Annotated in this window: 15 protein-coding genes; 4 read left to right on the top strand and 11 right to left on the bottom strand. The window is 70.6% G+C overall.

Annotated features, from left to right (window positions below; genetic code table 11):
* Positions 1-21 precede the first annotated feature (21 nt).
* The 8 genes from ABZX37_RS38710 to ABZX37_RS38675 all read right to left on the bottom strand — a co-directional run bounded on the left by ABZX37_RS38710 (position 22) and on the right by ABZX37_RS38675 (position 8,187).
* Complete coding sequence (locus tag ABZX37_RS38710; protein WP_009079732.1) at positions 22-648, bottom strand: response regulator transcription factor; 627 nt, start codon at positions 646-648, stop codon at positions 22-24.
* The gene (locus ABZX37_RS38705) at positions 645-1,973 is read right to left on the bottom strand and encodes a sensor histidine kinase (protein ID WP_354748247.1); all 1,329 of its coding nucleotides are present in this window, start codon (positions 1,971-1,973) and stop codon (positions 645-647) included. Before ABZX37_RS38705 ends, ABZX37_RS38710 begins: the two co-directional genes overlap by 4 nt.
* Positions 1,970-3,499 carry a glycosyltransferase family 39 protein gene (locus tag ABZX37_RS38700; RefSeq protein ID WP_354748245.1) on the bottom strand — a complete coding sequence of 510 codons (1,530 nt, stop codon included), beginning with the start codon at positions 3,497-3,499 and terminating at the stop codon, positions 1,970-1,972. The genes ABZX37_RS38705 and ABZX37_RS38700 overlap by 4 nt, the downstream gene beginning before the upstream one ends.
* Positions 3,500-3,585: 86 nt before the next feature.
* Positions 3,586-5,100, bottom strand: coding sequence for a glycosyltransferase family 39 protein (locus ABZX37_RS38695; RefSeq protein WP_354748243.1), 1,515 nt, complete (start codon positions 5,098-5,100; stop codon positions 3,586-3,588).
* 5 nt (positions 5,101-5,105) lie between these two features.
* Entirely contained in the window at positions 5,106-5,843 is a 738-nt protein-coding gene (locus ABZX37_RS38690) for an ABC transporter permease (protein WP_354748242.1), read from the bottom strand.
* A 13-nt stretch (positions 5,844-5,856) separates the two neighbouring features.
* Complete coding sequence (locus tag ABZX37_RS38685; protein WP_354748240.1) at positions 5,857-6,762, bottom strand: ABC transporter ATP-binding protein; 906 nt, start codon at positions 6,760-6,762, stop codon at positions 5,857-5,859.
* 70 nt (positions 6,763-6,832) lie between these two features.
* Complete coding sequence (locus ABZX37_RS38680) at positions 6,833-7,588, bottom strand: class I SAM-dependent methyltransferase (RefSeq protein ID WP_354748238.1); 756 nt, start codon at positions 7,586-7,588, stop codon at positions 6,833-6,835.
* 80 nt (positions 7,589-7,668) lie between these two features.
* Positions 7,669-8,187, bottom strand: coding sequence for a DUF402 domain-containing protein (locus ABZX37_RS38675; protein ID WP_354748236.1), 519 nt, complete (start codon positions 8,185-8,187; stop codon positions 7,669-7,671).
* Between the two features lie 114 nt (positions 8,188-8,301).
* Here ABZX37_RS38675 and ABZX37_RS38670 point away from each other — a divergent pair, with 114 nt between their 5' ends.
* The 4 genes from ABZX37_RS38670 (at position 8,302) to ABZX37_RS38655 (ending at position 12,676) form a co-directional block, all read left to right on the top strand.
* On the top strand, positions 8,302-9,633 hold the full coding sequence (locus ABZX37_RS38670) for a DUF5685 family protein (protein ID WP_354748234.1): 1,332 nt from the start codon (positions 8,302-8,304) through the stop codon (positions 9,631-9,633).
* Between the two features lie 185 nt (positions 9,634-9,818).
* Complete coding sequence (gene uvrB, locus ABZX37_RS38665; protein ID WP_354748232.1) at positions 9,819-11,978, top strand: excinuclease ABC subunit UvrB; 2,160 nt, start codon at positions 9,819-9,821, stop codon at positions 11,976-11,978.
* Between the two features lie 27 nt (positions 11,979-12,005).
* Complete coding sequence (locus tag ABZX37_RS38660) at positions 12,006-12,278, top strand: type II toxin-antitoxin system VapB family antitoxin (RefSeq protein ID WP_354748230.1); 273 nt, start codon at positions 12,006-12,008, stop codon at positions 12,276-12,278.
* Positions 12,275-12,676 (top strand): type II toxin-antitoxin system VapC family toxin, encoded by a 402-nt coding sequence (locus tag ABZX37_RS38655; protein WP_354748228.1) that lies wholly within the window; start codon positions 12,275-12,277, stop codon positions 12,674-12,676. The genes ABZX37_RS38660 and ABZX37_RS38655 overlap by 4 nt, the downstream gene beginning before the upstream one ends.
* Before the next feature lie 182 nt (positions 12,677-12,858).
* Here ABZX37_RS38655 and ABZX37_RS38650 read toward each other — a convergent pair whose 3' ends face one another.
* From ABZX37_RS38650 to ABZX37_RS38640, 3 genes are read right to left on the bottom strand one after another with little or no spacing between them, the layout of a single operon-like run.
* Positions 12,859-13,614 (bottom strand): enoyl-CoA hydratase/isomerase family protein, encoded by a 756-nt coding sequence (locus ABZX37_RS38650; protein WP_354748226.1) that lies wholly within the window; start codon positions 13,612-13,614, stop codon positions 12,859-12,861.
* Between the two features lie 26 nt (positions 13,615-13,640).
* Positions 13,641-14,579: an ABC transporter permease subunit gene (locus ABZX37_RS38645; protein ID WP_354748224.1), complete on the bottom strand. Its 939-nt coding sequence runs from the start codon at positions 14,577-14,579 to the stop codon at positions 13,641-13,643.
* A complete protein-coding gene (locus ABZX37_RS38640; RefSeq protein ID WP_354748222.1) occupies positions 14,576-17,443 on the bottom strand; it encodes an alpha/beta fold hydrolase in 2,868 nt (955 codons plus the stop codon). The genes ABZX37_RS38645 and ABZX37_RS38640 overlap by 4 nt, the downstream gene beginning before the upstream one ends.
* Positions 17,444-17,701 lie beyond the last annotated feature (258 nt).

Genomic DNA, 17,701 nt, shown 5'->3' with positions numbered 1-17,701 from the left:
AAACTGCGCTCGCGGAGGGGGTCAGGACCCCAGCAAACCGCGCTCGAAAGCCACCGCCACCGCGGCCGCGCGGTCCTTCACGCCGAGTTTCGCGTACGCGTGCAGCAGATGCGTCTTCACCGTCGCCTCGCTGATGAACAGCTTCTTCGCCGCTTCCTTGTTCGTCGACCCGCGCGCGACGAGGTTCAGCACCTCGATTTCGCGCTGCGACAACGGTTCCTGGGCCGGTGCGCGCATCTGGCCCATGATCCGGCTCGCGACCGCGGGGGAGAGGACCGCCTCGCCGCGGGCGGCGGCTCGGACGGCGCGGAACAGTTCCTCGCGCGGCGAATCCTTCAGCAGGTAGCCGGTCGCGCCCGCCTCGATCGCGGGCAGCACGTCGGAATCCGTGTCGTACGTGGTCAGCACGAGCACGCGCGCCGGGTTGCCGAGGCGGGCGAGTTCGGTGATCGCGGCGACGCCGTCGGTGCCGGGCATGCGCAGGTCCATCAGCACGACGTCCGGCTTCAACGCCTCGGCGAGCGTGACCGCCTCGGCCCCGTGCGCGGCCTCGCCCAGCACCTCGAAGCCGCGCTCGCCGGTGAAGATGCCGCGCAACCCGTCCCGGACGATCGGGTGGTCGTCGGCGATGAGCAGGGTGATGGTCATGAGGCCCCCTCGGTCGGGTCCAGTGTCGCAGCCGGGACGGCGGGCAGGCGCACCGAGATCGCGGTGCCGCCGCCCGGTTCGGACTCGACGTGCAGGGTTCCGGCGAGCCGTTCCGCGCGCCGCCGCATGCCGGGCAGGCCGTGGCCGCCTTCGGGCGACGGCGGGGCGGGCGGCTGCGCCGGGTCGAAGCCGACGCCGTCGTCGCGCGCGTCGAGCGTCACCTCGTCGCCCATGTACGACAGCGTGATCCCGGCCCGGCCCGCCTGCGCGTGTCTGGCCACATTGGACAGTGCTTCCTGGGTGATCCGCAGCAGGGTCGCCTCCAGCTCCGGATGCAGCGGGACGGCGGTTCCCGTGGCCGAGAACTCCGCGGGCACGCCGGTGCGCTCGCTCCACAGCCGCGCGACTTCGGCGAGCGCTTCGGGCAGCGTCGCGGTTTCGAGCGGCTCCGGGTGCAGCGCGGCGACCGAACGCCGGGCAGCGGTGAGGTTCTCCCGCGCCAGCTGGGTCGCCGAGGCGAGGTGGCGTTCCCATTCCGCCGCGTCGTTGCGGGCCTGCGCGGCGGCCTCGAGCTGGGTGATGATCCCGGTGAACCCCTGCGCGAGCGTGTCGTGGATTTCCTGGCTCAGCCGCTGCCGCTCGTCGAGCACGCCTGCCTCGCGCGCCTGCGTGAGCAACTGCCGCTGCAGCCCGCGGTTCTCCGCCTCGGCCGCCGTCAGCTGGTCGAGCATCCGCTTGCGTTCCTGATTTTGCCTGCCCACCGCGGCGAAAAGCGCGCCGCCGCCGCCGATCGCCGCGGTCTGCACGACCACCACCGTGCCCCAGATGCCCGGCGACACCGACAGCGCGTGGATCGGGCCGCCGAGCGTCATGGTGTTGATCAGCAGTGACGTGATGCCGACACCGAGCACCGCGACCGGCATCGGCTTCATCCGCATCGCCGCGAAGAACCCGTAGACCATGAAGATGATGAAGTACGCGTCGCGCGACTGGAGGACCGAGCCGAACGCGACGACCCCGGCGAACGCCGCGGCGGAGGCGACCGGGTGGTCGCGCAGCTTCGGGCTGAGAACGAAAGTGGTGAGCGCCAGCCACACCGCGGCCCCGGCGGCGATCAGCACGGTGGTGATCCGGTGTGCGTTCGTCTGGTCGGTCAGCGCGCTCAGCAGTGTCGGGACGACCAGGAGAACCCACGCGAGCGTCGTCTCCACCCGGGCGAACCACCGATGCCACCGCACGGGCTGATCGCCTTCTTGAGACGCGGCGGGCGGCATCAGCGAACCGCGCCAGTCGAGTTCGACGTCCCGGACGTCCTCGAATCTCACGCCTTGAGGTCCTTGAGCTGCGGCCAGATCTCGGCCCAGCTCCCGATCCGGCCGTCGAGCTGCCAGATCGGCATGTGGCGGCTGGCGTTCGGGACGCCCAGCCGGTTGTCGACCTCGCCGACGACGCGCGCGGACCGGAAATGCGCCGCCAGCTTCGCCGGTTCGCGGCCGACGAACAGCACGGTGTCCGCGTTGTCGTCCGGCCGTCCGAAGTACCAGAATCCGCGGCTGGCGCTGTACGCCTCGGGCAGGCCCTGATCAGGCCCGTACCGATCGAGCGCGCCCGCCTGCCAGTAGCCGCCGGTGACGAGCGTGGTGCGGGTTCGCTGCTCGGTCGGCAGCGCGCGGTACTGCTTGGCGACGGACGCGGCCAGATCCGGCCAGCCGTACTCCTCCATCGCGTACGCCGGGCGCGGCGCGGTCGGATGCTCGACCAGCCACTGCTCCGGCCACACCGGGAGCGCGTAGGGGAGGCTGTAGAGCGCGGACAGGACGAACATCGGCCACGTCGGCACCCAGCGCCACCACAAAGCGGGCCGTCGGCGGTCCTGCAGATGCACTGCGGCAGCCGCCCACAGCAAGCCGAAAGTGCCTGCCGCGTAATAGAACCGGCCATTGCCGATCAGGAAGAGCGCGAAGACGCCGAGCGCGGTCCAGCCGAGGAAGCGGTACGCGCGCAGCCGAGAGCTGCCGACCAGCACCGTCAGTCCGTACAGCACGCCTAGCGCGCCGATGACCCAACCGGCCCCGGCGAGCAGCGTGGGCACGAACATCGCCCGGCCGCCCGCTTCCTCGACTTCGCGCGACACCGCGTCGCCCATGCCGAGCTGCGGCCAGCCGTTCGAGGCCTGCCAGAGCAACGTGGGTACACACGAGACAGCGGCGATCGCCGCGCCAGCCCACAGTTTCGGACGGCGCAACAGGTCCCGCGGTCCGAAGACGAGCGCGGTGACCGCGGTGACCGCCCAGAACCCGCCGATCAGGAACTTCACGTTCAGCCCGACCGCCGTCGCGACGCCGAGCCACAGCAGCAGATTGTCGTCGCGGGTGCGGATCCAGCGCACCAGCAGCCACAGCACGATCGTCCACAGCAGAGGGTCCACAGTGGACGTCGCGAGGTAGTGGCCGCTGCCGACGAACTGCCCGCAGATCGCGTACGCCGCGGCGGCGCGGGTCTGCGCCTTGCGTTCGCCGCCCATTTCGCGGGCGATCAGCGCGGTGAACACCACGCCCGCGGCGGTCGCCAGTATCGCCGGGATCCGGAACACGACGAGCGAGCCCGGCGCGATCGAGTTCGCCAGCCAGGCGAGGAACGGCAGCACCGGCGGCTGGTCCGCGTAACCCCACGCGAGGTGTTTGCCCGCGGCGAGGAAGTACAGCTCGTCGCCGAAGTAGCCGTAGCGGCCGGCGGTGGCGAGGAGTACGGCGGCGGTCCCCGCGGCGAGCAGGAAGACCGGCCGCCGAGCGAACTCGGCGAGCGCGCGGTTCGGCGTGCTCGGTGCGGTGGCCGTGGTCACGGCATCCATCCTGCTCCCTGTCGGCAGATCGGGGGCTGGCCTCGCCCGCACCCTACGGGCGAGGCCTGACGCCGCCGAACTGCGGGTGGCGCCGGTCAAGCGCCGGTGTTCGCCAGCTCGGGCCAGATTTCTGGCCACGGCCGCAGCCTCGCGGTGGCCAGCCACATCGGCGTGCCGTCGAGCACACTCGGCTTCGCGTTCCCGGTCGTCACGGTTCCGATCGGCTCGAGATGGGCGAAATGCCCGAGCAGCGGCCGGGGATCTGCTCCGACGAACAGGACGTCGCGCGCCGAATCGGGCGGAACGACCAGTGGCGCGTACCCGCGGTTCGGGCTGGCCGGCTCGGGCAGACCCAGGTCCGGGCCGTAGCGGTCGAGCGCGCTCGCGGTCCAGTACGTCTCGCCGACGATCGCGGTGTGTGCCGGGTCGGGCACGCGATGGAACGCGCGGGCGACCGATTGCGAGGCTTCGGGCCAGCCGACCTCGCCGAACGAGAAGGCTGGCGTCGGCAGCGACGGGTTCTTCTCGACCCAGGAATGCGGCCACACCGGCAGTGCGGCGGGCAGCATCAGCAGCGCGGAAAGCACGTAGACCGGCCAGGTCGGGATCCAGCGCCACCACCGCGACGCCTGTCCGTTTTCGAGTTCCACCGCCGCGGCTGCCCAGCACGGCGCGAACATGCCCGCGATGTAGTACGACCGGCCGTTGACCGCGAGGAACACCACGGCGAGCGCGAGTGTCGTCCAGGCGAGGAAGCGGTAGGAGCGCAGCTGAGGCGAACGCAGCAGCCGCCACAGGCCGTAGCCCAGCAGCACAAGCCCGACCGGGACCCCCGCGAGCAGCAGCACCTGCGGGATCCAGGACAGCCGCCCGCCCCAGGACGCGCCGACCTCGTTCGAGATCGCCGCGCCCATGCCGAGCTGCGGCCAGCCGTGCTGGGCCTGCCAGACCAGCGTCGGGACCAGCGCCAGTGCGGCGATCGCGGCGCCCGCCCACAGCATCGGGCGGCGCAGCAGCTCGCGCGGACCGCAGATCAGCAGCGCGATCCCGGCGACGATCCAGAAGCCGCCGATCAGGAACTTCACGTACAACGCGAGCGCGGTGACGACTCCGGCCCACAGCAGCAGGCCGTCGCGCCGGGTGCGGATCCAGCGGACGACCAGCCAGAGCAGGACGGTCCAGAGGAACGGGTCCAGCGTCGAGGTCGCCAGGTAGTGGCCGCCGGCCACGAAATTCGTGCAGGCGGCCCAGGTCGCGGCGGTGATCACTTGCGCGCGGGTCCGGCCGCCGAGTTCACGGGCGATGAGCGCGGCGAACACGACCCCGGCGAGCATCGCCAGCATCGCCGGGAGCCGCAGGACGAACAGCGAATCCGGCGCGATCGTGTCCATCGCGCGGGCGAGCAGCGGCAGCAACGGCGGCTGGTCCACGTAACCCCAGGCCAGATGCCGCCCGGCGGCGAGGAAGTACAACTCGTCGCCGAAGTAGCCGTAGTTGTTCGCGGTGAGCACCAGCGGCACCGCCATCAGCGCGGCGATGCCGAACACGGGCATCCGGGCGAACGGCGCGACCGAGCGGGCCGTCGTGGTTTCTTCCTGTGTCGTAGTCATCGCGCTCACTCCCAGCGGAAGAATCGGGCGGCGAGCGTCGAACACACGACGGCGACCACCGCGAGGGACACGAGAGGCAACCACTGCGGAGCGTGTCCGGCGGCGGTCTCGCGCAGGCTGCCGAGTGTCGCGCCGAGCGGCAGGATGTCGGCGATGTGCTGCAGCACCGGCGGCAGCTGTTCCTTCGGCACCCAGACCCCGCCGAGCGCGAGCATCGGGAAGAACACGGCCGCGCCGAGCCCGTTCGCCGCGCGGGTGCTCGGTACGAACGCGGCGAGCAGCGTGCCCACCGAGAACAGCGACACCGCCCCCAGCAGCATGACTCCGAGGAACCCGAGCGGATTCCTCGGCAGCGCCATGCCGAGCGCGATCGTGCCCACCCCCACGACGAGCACGATCGCGACGACCGCGACGGCGAGATTCACCAGCAGTTGCGCGGCCAGCAGCCGCGACGCCGGCATCGGGCTCGCCGCCAGCCGCTTCAGCACCCCCTTCTCCCGGTGCGCGGCCATCGCGCCGGGCAGCATGTACACCGCGAGGATCCCGAGCAGGAGCGCCACCGCCATCGGCGCGATCACTGTGGCCAGCGACGACTGGCCGCCGTACTGGGCGCTCGGTTCGCGCGACCCCGGCATCAGCCCGAACACCAGCACCAGCGCCAGCGGGATCCCGAGCACCACGGCCGGAGCACCGGGGTCGCGGAGGAAGATCTTCGCCTCGGCGACGGTCAGTTTCGACAACACTTCCGGTTCCCCCTCAGTCCAGTTTCCGGCCGGTCAGCGCGACGAACGCGTCGTCGAGGCTGGCCTGCTCCACCCGCAGATCGCCCGCCACCACGTCGGCGCGGGCGAGGAACGACGTCACCGCCTGCAGCGCGCCGGCGCCGCCGGTCACCACCAGCTGCGCGCCGTTCCGCTCGACCTTCCGCACGTCCGGCAGTTCGGCGAGTTCCCGCGGATCGACCGGCGCGGACGGGCGGAACCGGATGCGCTGCTCCCCGCCGACCCGGCCGACCAGCCCGGCCGGGGTGTCGGTCGCGACGACGCGCCCGGCGTCGATCACCGCGATCCGGTCGCACAGCCGTTCCGCTTCCTCCATGAAGTGCGTGACCAGCACGACCGTCACGCCCTCGGCGCGGACCGCTTCGACGAGGTCCCAGGTGTCGCGGCGGGCCTGCGGGTCGAGACCGGTGGTCAGTTCGTCGAGCACCACCGCCTCGGGACTGCCGACGAGCGCGAGCGCGATCGACACGCGCTGCTGCTGGCCGCCGGAAAGCTTGCGATAGAAGGTGTTCCGCTGCTCGGTGAGCCCGAGCAGGTCCATCAGCCGCTCCGGATCGGCCGGGGTGCGGTACATCGCGGCGAACAGGTCGAGGACCTCGGCGACGCGCAACCGGTCGGGCAGCCGGCTTTCCTGCAGTTGGACGCCGAGGCGCTGGCGCAGTTCGCGGACGTCGCGCCGCGGGTCGAGCCCGAGCACCGAAACGGTGCCGCCGTCGGGGGAGCGCAGGCCCTCGACGCATTCGACCGTGGTCGTCTTGCCCGCCCCGTTGGGGCCGAGGATCCCGAAGATCTCGCCCCGCTCCACGGTGAACGAAACGTCTTCCACCGCCGTTTTCTCGCGGTAGCGTTTCCGGAGGTTTCGCACCTCGATGACCGGCATTGTCCGCCGTCCCCTCTCGAATCGCAGCGGTTGCTGTGTTCGAGAATCCCGGCTGGCGCGGCCGATCGGATCAGCGGAACGGTGCGACTTCCGGTCCACCGGCTGTCAGCCGCGCATCCACCGATCGGTGGATGCGGAAGTAGATCATCGGGTTGTCGCGCCCGGTGTGGACGATGCTGTCGACGCCGAGTTCGCGCCTCAGTTCGTTGAGACGAGCGTACGCGTGTTTCGCCCGGGCGCGCGCCGCGGTGAGGTACGGAGTCTGCGTTTTTCCCAGCCAGCGCACCACTTCAGTGCCTTCGGTGAAGGGCAGCGGGGTCCCGCGATGGAACACGTCGTGCACACTCACCGCGGCGTCGATCTTCGGGAAGACGTCGGCGAGGTACCACCTCGCGAAGCGCGCTCCGTGGTCGGCATCGATGAAGAGATAGTCCACATCGGACAGCCAGTCGGCGGCGAGGGTGCGCGCGTCGCCCTGGCGGAACTCCCAGCGGCCCTTGGCCAGCGCGTGCGGGACGGTCTTGGTCGCGTTCCCGATGAGGTCGATCGTGGTCAGCCCGCCGGAGCCGTTGTCCGCGAGCGCGCGGAGGATCCAGCTCGTGGACCAGCCGTGCAGCGAACCGATCTCCACGACTTTCTCCGGGCGCAGCTGGCGCAGGAGCAGGTAGGTGATCTCCGCCTCGACGTCGTCCAGCTGGGTTTTCATCGTGGGGTGCGCGCGGCGGTGCGCTCGCTGGGCGTCCTTCGCGGCGCGCAACGCTTCGGTGTGCTCGCGGTAGAGCGAGCACACGAGGTCGAGCGTCACCTGGTTTGCGGTTCGTTCCATGCCGCTGATCGTGGCCGGGCGAGCCGTTTCGGGTAATCCGGCTGACCGCCGGGCCGGGTGGGGAATTCCCCCGTTCCCGGTTAGGGATGCCTGCGCCAGCCGAGTGTCATGTCCTTTGTGGACAACCAGGCGGCGAGGTCGTAGCCGTGCGCGGCGAGCCCCTCGACGGCGGCGTAGGCGACTTCGAGCGCGTACTCGCCTTCCTCGTGGGAGAGCAGCTTCTCGGAGACGGCGGCGAGCAGCTCGTCGGTGTCGATCACCCGGACCGAGATCTTGTCCTTGAGCACGAGGTCGAGGTAGAGGTCGGTGGCGACCCAGCGCGGGCCGTCGCGGTGCACGCGCACCACGTCGAGGTAGAAGTCCTGGTCGCGTTCGTGGCCGGGGCTGAACCAGAAGTCGGTGATCCGCAGCCCGAGCTCGGGAAGCAGCCAGGATTCGAGGTAGTGGAACTGCGCCCGCCCCGGCGCCGGCCGCGCCAGGTACAGGCCGAACGGCTCCTCGCGGAACTCTTCCACGTCGCGGCGGATGCCCTTGTTGTCGATGTTCACGCGGGCGGCCGGGTCGAACGTCTCGACCTTCGGCGGGTGCAGATCGGTCATCCGCCCATCCTGCCCTGCCCGCGCCCTTCGCGAGAATCTCCGGAACGCCGGTTAGGGGCCCGGCCGAGGGGCTAAAGTTCGCGGGTCATTCGGTTCTCCTGGGGGGACAAGCGTTTGTTCGGGATCATCAGACCCTGCCGGCACCGGCTGGCCGGGCGGCTCCACGCGGACTGGATGGCCCACCTGTGCGGCCTCTGCCTGGCCCTGCGCGACCAGCACGGCCAGTTCGCCCGGGTCGTGACGAACTACGACGCGCTGATCGTGTCGGCGCTGGTCGAAGCACAAACGCCGAGCGGACCCCGGCGCGCCGCGGGCCCTTGCCCACTGCGGTCGATGCGCTCCGCGTCCGTCGCGGTCGGCGACGGGGCCCGGCTCGCGGCGGCGGTTTCGCTGGTACTGGCTTCGGCGAAGGTCGACGACCACGTCGCCGACCGGGACGGTGCTTTCGCCCGGCGTCCAGTCGCTGGGGCAGCCCGGCTGGTCGCCCGTCGCTGGGCCGCTCAAGGCGGTCGGACTGGCGCTGGCGTCGGTTTCGACACCGCGGTGCTGACCGAAGCGGTCGGTCGGCAGGGCGAACTGGAGCGCGCGATTCGTGCCGGAGACTCGCCGCTGCTGGCGACCGAACCGGCCGAACTGGCGTCGTCCGCGGCCTTCGCGCAGACCGCGGTACTGGCCGGACGCCCTGGCAACCGCGCCCCGCTCGCCGAGGCCGGGCGGCTGTTCGGCCGGGTGGCGCACCTGCTCGATGCGGTCGAGGACCTGGCTGCTGATGCCGCGTCCGGGGCGTGGAATCCGTTGCTGGCCACGGGAACCGCTTTGGCCGAGGCACACCGGTTGTGCACGGACGCGGTGCTCGGGGTCGAGCTGGCGCTGCGCGAGGCGGAGTTCGCTGATTCGGCTCTGGTGCACGCGCTGCTGGTGCACGAGTTGCGGCAAGCGGTGCGGCGGGCGTTCGGGCATCACCAGCTGCACGGTCAGCAGCCGCCGCCCGGGTGGATCGGGCCGGGGCCGACGCCGCAGCAGTCGCCTTACGGGCCGTCTGGGCCTGGGCAGCCGGGATATGGCCAGCAACCGGGGATGCCCGGGTATGGGCCGCCGCAGGGTTACGGCGCTCCGGTTCCCGGCTACGGACCTGCCGGAATGCCCGGCCCCGGCGGACCTGCAGGCCCTCCCGGACCCGGCGGGCCGGACGGTCCTGAACCGCCGGAGGGCGGGGACTCCCTGGACGGCAAGGGCGGCGGCTGCTGGATTCCGAAATTCGCGGTCCCGCCGAAACGCCGGAACTTCTTCGCGGGCTGCGCGATCGCGACGTACATGTGCTGCTCGTGCCAGTTCTGCTGCCGCGACCCGTACCCGGGCCCCTGGAGCGGCGAACCGAACAGCGCCGACTGCGACTGTGACTGCTGTGATTGCTGCAGCTGCTGCGACGGATGCGACTGCTGCTGACGAAACTGTCCAGCCCCGCCGCCTTGGCCGCACGCACGCCAGAAGCGCGTGAGGGGAACCCTGCGGGACTCTGACTGCCTCAGGGTTCCCCTCACGGCTGCTCGGGGGCCCCGGAAGAGCGATAGATCCCCAGCTCACACCGGCCGTCGCGGAAATTGTCGGTGCCCCGGCCTACCCTGGTTCTCGTGGCTTTCGCAACCGAACACCCCGTCCTCGCCCAGTCCGACTTCCGCCCGGTCTCCGAGGTGCCTCGTGCCGGCGGCCGGTTCGAGGTCGTCAGCGAGTACCAGCCCGCCGGCGACCAGCCGGCGGCCATCGACGATCTCGAACGCCGGATCCGCGGCGGGGAGAAAGACGTCGTGCTGCTGGGCGCCACCGGCACCGGCAAATCGGCCACCACCGCGTGGCTGATCGAGCGCGTCCAGCGGCCCACGCTGGTGATGGCCCCGAACAAGACGCTGGCCGCGCAGCTGGCCAACGAGCTGCGCGAGCTGTTCCCGCACAACGCGGTCGAATACTTCGTCAGCTACTACGACTACTACCAGCCCGAGGCGTACATCGCGCAGACGGACACGTACATCGAGAAGGACTCGTCGATCAACGACGACGTCGAGCGGCTGCGCCACTCCGCCACGATGAACCTGCTCTCGCGGCGCGACGTCATCGTGGTCGCGTCGGTGTCCTGCATCTACGGCCTCGGCACGCCGCAGTCGTACCTCGACCGGTCCACGAAGCTGGAGGTCGGCGGCACGGTGGAGCGCGACGTGCTGCTGCGCGCGCTGGTCGACGTGCAGTACTCGCGCAACGACATCGCCTTCGCGCGCGGCACCTTCCGCGTCCGCGGCGACACGGTGGAGATCATCCCGGCGTACGAGGAGCTGGCGATCCGCGTCGAGTTCTTCGGCGACGAGATCGACAAGCTGTACTACCTGCACCCGCTCACCGGCGACATCGTGCGCGAGGTCGACGAGGTCCGGATCTTCCCGGCCACGCACTACGTCGCCGGGCCGGAGCGGATGGAAAAGGCGATCCGCGGCATCGAGTCCGAGCTGGAAGAACGGCTGGCCGAGCTGGAGAAGCAGGGCAAGCTGCTGGAGGCCCAGCGGCTGCGGATGCGCACCGCCTACGACATCGAGATGATGCGCCAGGTCGGCTTCTGCTCCGGCATCGAGAACTACTCGCGGCACATCGACGGCCGCGGCGCGGGCACCGCGCCCGCCACGCTCATCGACTACTTCCCGGAAGACTTCCTGCTGGTCATCGACGAATCGCACCAGACGGTGCCGCAGATCGGCGGCATGTACGAGGGCGACATGAGCCGCAAGCGCAACCTCGTCGACTACGGGTTCCGGCTGCCGAGCGCGGTCGACAACCGGCCGCTGACCTGGGAGGAGTTCTCCGACCGGATCGGGCAGACGGTGTACCTGTCGGCGACGCCGGGCCCGTACGAGATGGGCCAGACCGGCGGCGAGTTCGTCGAGCAGGTCATCCGGCCCACCGGCCTGGTCGACCCGAAGGTGGTCGTGAAGCCGACCGAGGGACAGATCGACGACCTGGTGCACGAGATCCGCGAGCGCGCGGACAAGGACGAGCGCGTCCTGGTCACCACGCTCACCAAGAAGATGGCCGAGGACCTCACGGACTACCTGCTGGAGCTGGGCATCCGCGTCCGGTACCTGCACTCGGAGGTCGACACGCTGCGCCGGGTCGAGCTCCTGCGGCAGCTGCGTGCGGGCGACTACGACGTCCTGGTCGGCATCAACCTGCTGCGCGAGGGCCTCGACCTGCCCGAGGTGTCGCTGGTCGCGATCCTCGACGCGGACAAGGAAGGCTTCCTGCGCAGCGGCACGTCGCTGATCCAGACCATCGGCCGCGCGGCGCGCAACGTCTCCGGCGAGGTCCACATGTACGCGGACAAGATCACCGATTCGATGCGGTACGCGATCGACGAGACCGACCGCCGCCGCGCCAAGCAGGTCGCCTATAACGAGGAGCGCGGTCTCGACCCGCAGCCGCTGCGCAAGAAGATCGCCGACATCCTCGACCGCGTCTACAACGAAGCGGAAGACTCGGACGAGTCGGTCGCGGTCGGCGGCTCGGGCCGCAACGCCTCGCGCGGCAAGAAGCCGGAACAGGGCGACCGCGTCCGCAGCTCGGGCATGCTGACCGACAAGAACGTGTCGTCGATGCCGCGCGCCGAACTCGCCGACCTGATCCAGCAGATGACCGACCAGATGATGCAGGCCGCCCGCGACCTGCAGTTCGAACTGGCCGCCCGGCTGCGCGACGAGGTCTCCGACCTGAAGAAGGAACTGCGGGGGATGGACGCGGCTGGAATCAAGTAATTACACCATCGCCAGTACCATTACACCATGGCGATGAACATCAAGGACCCGGAAACGGAGCGCCTGGCCGCCGAGGTCGCCGAGCTGACCGGCACCACCAAAACCGGCGCGGTCCGCGAGTCTCTTCAGCTGCGCCGGGACCAGCTGTGCAAACACGAGAACGCCGAGCAGCGGCTGAAGCAGATGCGTCGGGTGCTCGAAGAGGAGATCTGGCCACTCATCCCGCCCGAGGAGCTGGGAAAGCCGCTTTCCAAGGAGGAGGAAGAAGACATCCTCGGGTTCGGGCCGGAGGGCGTGTGATCATCGACAGCTCCGCGATCGTGGCGATTCTCCTGCGCGAGCCAGGCCACGATCGGCTCGAAGAACGCCTCGCCGAGGCCACCGCGCCGAGAATTGGCGCACCGACCTTGGTGGAGGTGGGCGTCGTCTTGACGGTGCGGCTGGGTTCGCGGGGGAGGCTGGCCCTGGCCAGGTTCATGCAGGACAACCGCATCACGGTGGTTCCCTTCACCGAGGAACACACCGAGATCGCCACTGACGCCTTCAGCCAGTTCGGGAAAGGCCGTCATCCGGCGAAGCTGAATCTCGGCGACTGCCACAGCTATGCCACCGCCAAGATCTCCGGAGAACCGCTGCTCTGCATCGGCGACGACTTCCCGCAAACCGACCTCGAACTGGTCGAACTGGAGGAGAACTGACGGCGATCAGCCGGACGGGACCCCCGGCCCGGGGGTGCGCTCCGAACTGAGGCACCCCCGGTTCCCGGACCCTCACCTCGACTTTCACAGAAACATGCGGCCGAAGCAATGGGTGCGAGGGCAGAGCTGAGGCAAGAAAGTCTCTGATCCCGCGATTTCCCGGGCAAGGACCAACCGAAAGGTCAGCGCTTCAACACCTTCTCCACGTAACCCTTCACCGCCGCCAGCGCCGGGTCCGACCTCCACAGCCGTTCCACCTGCGCGTCGTCCGACACGCGGTTCTCCGCGATCCGCTGGTGATACGGCTGCCGCAGCTGCGCCTTCGTGTGCGCGAAAGCCTCCGCAGGCAGTTCGCCCAGTCGGCTGGCCAGCTCGCGCGCCCGGGTGAGTACGTCCTCGGCGGGCACGACCTCGTCGACCAGACCGCGGTGGACGGCGTCGGCCATGGTGACTGTCGCGCCGCTGTAGATCAGGGACGGCAATGGGGTCGTTCCGTAGGTGCAGCGCAGAATTTCCAGCGCCGACAGCGGGAACGGCACCCCCACCAGCAGCTCCGTCACGCCGATGCGGCCGGGGCCGTCCGCGGCGATCCGGTGGTCGCACGCCGCGGCCAGGACCATGCCGCCCGCGATGGCGTGGCCGTTCACCGCGGCCACCACCGGGCGCGGGAAGCCGAAGACGGCCAGGAACGCGTCCGACAGCGCCGGCAGGAAATCGCCGACGTAGCGCGCGCCGCCCTCGTCGATGGCGAGCAGGTCCACTCCGGCGGAGAACATGTCGCCGGAACCGGTCAGCACGACCGCGCGCGCTCCGGCCGCGTCGGCCTCTTCGAGTCTGATCACCAGCTCTTTGCAGGTGGCGGTGTCGAGGGTGTTGCCACGCCCGTGTTCGAGGGTCACGAGTGCGACGCCGGCGTCGAGTTCCAGGTGGATCGTCACGCGCCGAACCGTACCGGACGTCCGCGTCAGCTGGTGACGTCCTTGCGTGCGAACCGGCGGCCCGCCAGCAGCAGGAAGACCGTCGTGTAGATGACCGACGAGAGCACCCCGCTGGCCAGGTTCGTCCAGTCGATGTCGGTGGAGATCAGGTCGATCCAGGCGAACGAGTAATGCGTCGGCAGGTAGTTCCGCAAACCCTCCAAAGCGGTGATCTGGTCGAGGATCTGCGACAGGATCGCCACCAGCACCGTCCCGCCGACCGCGCCCAGCGGCGCCTCCGTCGACACGCTCAGCAGCAGCGCGAGCCCGGCGACCCAGGCCAGCTGCACCACGATGTACACAGTGGACATCAGCAGCGCCAGCAGGCTGTCGCCGAAGCTGACCGCGTCGCCGGTCGGGCTGATCGCGTCGCCCGCGCCGTACCAGATGATGCCGACCAGCAGCGAAACCACCGGCAGCAGCACGAGCGCGGCGATCGACAGCAGCCCGGACACCGCGGCCTTCTGCCGCAGCAGCCGGTGCCGCGGCACCGGGATCGCGAGCAGGTACTTCAAGCTCGACCACGACGATTCGCTCGCGATCGTGTCGCCGAAGAACAACGCGACGATCATCGGCAGCAGGAACGTGCCGGACACGAAGAACGCGAGCACCACGAAGTTCGGTGCGCTCGCCGTCGCGAGGTCCACGAACCCGCCGGAGCGGCGGTTGGGACTGGACTGCCCGATCTGGAACGCCACCACGAGGATGAACGGCAGCACCGCGACGAACGCCAGCACCAGCTGGGTCCGCCGGCGGCGCAGCTGCCGCTTCAGCTCGACGCTCAGCCGCAGCGTCCGGTCGGCGCGGTAGCCCGCGACCGCGCCGTCCGGGCCGACCTCGGCCGGTTCCGCGGTGGCTAGGTCGCTCAGTTCCTGCAGCGCGGCCGGGTCGGTGTGCACCCCGCCGGAACCGTTGTCCTCGCTCATGAATCCTCTCCCACCAGCTGCAGGAACGCGTCTTCGAGCCGTCGGCGCGGCCCGGCCTGCTCCACCGCGACCCCGGCGCGCACGAGCGCCGCGACCGCCTCGGCGCGCGGCAGCCCGTCGAGGTTCGCGTGCACCAGATCGCCCTCGGTTTCGATGTCCGACACCCCGCCGACGCCCTTCAGCGCCGCCGCGGCCGCCGCCGGGTCGCCGACCCGGAACGTGGCCTCGCCGCTCGAGGCCGCCAGCTCGCCGACCTCGCCCGAGGCCACGAGCCTCCCGCGGTGCATGACCACCACGTGCGAACACGTCTGCTCGACCTCGGCCAGCAGGTGGCTCGAGACGACGACGGTGCGCCCGGTGGCGGCGTAGCGCTGCAGGACCTCCCGCATCTGGTGGATCTGCGGCGGGTCGAGCCCGTTGGTCGGTTCGTCGAGCACCATCAGCTCCGGCAGCCCGAGCATCGCCTGCGCGATCGCGAGCCGCTGTCGCATGCCCTGGCTGTAGGTCTTCACCCGCCGGTGCACCGCGTCGCCGAGCCCGGCGATCTCCAGCGCCTCGGTGAAATGCGCCTTCTCGACCGGCCGCCCGGTCGCCGCCCAGTACAGCTCCAGGTTCGCCTTGCCGGACAGGTGCGGCAGGAATCCGGAGCCCTCGACGAACGACCCGATCCGCGACAGCACCGGCGCGCCCGGCGCGATCCGGTGGCCGAACACGCGGATCTCGCCCGCGGTCGGCGTGATCAGGCCCATCAGCATCCGCAGCGTGGTCGTCTTGCCCGCGCCGTTGGGGCCGAGCAGGCCGAGCACCTGGCCCGGTTCGACGCGGAACGACAGGTCCCGCACCGCGGTGAAGCCGCCCGCGTACTGCTTGCGCAGGCCCTTGATCACCAGCGGGGTGTCCGCGAGCTCCGGGTCGACGTCGTGTGCCCGCCGCCGCCGGATCACCGCCACCACGACGACCGCGATCGCGATCAGCAGCGTCGCGCCGATGCCGATCAGCTGCCCGACCGGCAGGGGAGCGCCGACCGAAGCGCCGGGCACCACCGGAACGGCGAGCGCCGCGCCCGCTGCGAGCCCGACCCGGAACACTCCCGGCTGCGTCGGCACCGAGTACGCCTGGTCAGTCGTGCCGACGACGAGCCGCAGCGAATGCCCTGAGTCGATCGGCCGCACGACGCCCGGCAGCGTCACCGTGACGTCGACCGGCGTGCCGTCCGCGGGCAGCCCGGTGACCCGGAACGGCGCGACCGCGTTCGCGGGCAGCACGCGGGTGCCGTCCTGGCCGACGTCGTAAAGCTTCGCGAACAGCACCGCTTCCGGCTGCGGATGCGCCGGATCGGTCGCGACCCGCAGCCGGACCGTGCTCGAACCCGACAGCAATACCTGGCTGTCGAACGGCGCGGTGCCGAACTGCGCGGCCTGTCCCGGCGGGTCGCTGCTGAACAGCGGAGCCAGCCGCGAGGTGCTGGACGCGAGCCCGTTGAGCCCCGGAATCCCGCTCACCGCGGCGGGATTCGCGCCCGCGGGCCGGACGATCGGCTGCGCCGGGCCGCTGAGCGCCACCTGCTTCCGCTCGGTCCCGTCGCCGTTCAGCCCGGGGTACGCCGCGGTGTTGACCGTCCGCACCGACGGGGTTCCGTTGGCGCGCAACGTGCCTTGGACGTCGTAGCTGAATCCGTGGCCCGGGTCGCCCTGGCCGGTGAGCGACGACCACAGGAAGTCGCCGATCTTCGCGCGCAGCTGCGGTCCGGGGACGCCGCCGTCGTGGCCGCCGGTGTACCAGATCGTGCGCACCGATCCGCCCGCCGCGGTGATCTGCCGCGCGGTGGCGTCGGACTGGTCGAGCCCGAACAGCGTGTCGCTCTCGCCTTGGACGAGCAGCGTCGGCGCGGTGATCTTGCCGGTGACCGACGAGGGGGAGACACGGTGCAGCAGCGCGACCGTCTCCGGGCTGGCCTTGCCGGTCGTCGCGAGTTCCGTGTACGCCCTGCACACCGCCGAGGTGAACCGCCCGCACGGATCAGCGGACGGCCGCTCAGCCCGTGCCCCAGTTGGTGGCGCGGCGGCTTGCGGGGCTGTGCCACCGCTGTTGCCCGCGGTGCTGCCGTTGTCGTTGGTCTTCTGTCCCGCTTCCGGCGCTTCGGCGGACGGTGTGCTGGCCGCGGCCGCACCAGAACCGGAGGAGAAGAAGATGCCCGCCCAGGTCTTCTTGAAGACGCCGTCCGGGGAGAACGCGCCGGCCGCTGGAGTCTTCGCCGACGGAGCGGTCGTCGCCGCGGCGTTTGGCACGAGGGCTTGGCCGAGGTCGTTGTAGGTGATCACGGGCGCGAGCGCGCGCACTCGATGGTCGGTCCCGGCGAGCAGCAGCGACAGCGAACCGCCGTAGGACGCTCCAGTCACCCCGATCTCGCGCTGGCCGTCGGCGCCGGTCGCTACCTCGGGGCTTGCCGACAGCCGGTCGACCAGTCGTCGTGCGTCGGCGACTTCGCCGTCGGGGTCGTTCAGGCCGATTTTGCCGGTGCTGTGCCCGAAACCGCGCGCGGACCAGGTGAGCACGACGAACCCGCGCTGGGCCAGTTCGCGCGCCTGCGGGTCCACACTGGACTTGTCGCCGCCGAAGCCGTGCGCGAGCAGCACGGCGGGCGCGGGCGTGTGTTCGGGGTAGTAGGTCGTGGTGTCGATGCGGACCTGATCGGGGGAACCTGGGGCGGCGGGCATTGAGAGGAAGGCGTCCTGGGTCCGGACCGGGGCAGGGCCGCGGTCTCGGGTCGCCCAGACGGTCACTGCCGCGGCGGCGACCAGCACCACGGCGGCTGCGGCGGTGAGCCGGGAGCCGCGGGTGCGGGGGAGCGGGATTCGGGGCACGACGTGACGTTATGACGATTTTGCTGAGAGTGGGTGGAGGGCTTTACACGGATTAGACATGGGGTCACTCGTTGGAGGGGGTGTGGGGGTGGAGGGGGCCGGATGGGGTGTGGGTGAGTTGGTCGGGGGCGGGTTTTGCGGGAAGGCGCGAAGCGCGAACTGTGTTTTTGGCGTCGGCTTCGCCGCCGCGCGCGGGATCGCTTTTAGCCGGCGTTTTGGGGCGAGCGGCGGGAGGGGCCTTCGGCCTGTCCCGCCGCT

This window comes from Amycolatopsis sp. NPDC004079 (assembly GCF_040610415.1).
Taxonomy (GTDB): domain Bacteria; phylum Actinomycetota; class Actinomycetes; order Mycobacteriales; family Pseudonocardiaceae; genus Amycolatopsis; species Amycolatopsis halotolerans.
The sequence above is the reverse complement of the archived record's forward strand: the minus strand, read 5'-3'. Positions and strand labels throughout refer to the sequence as shown.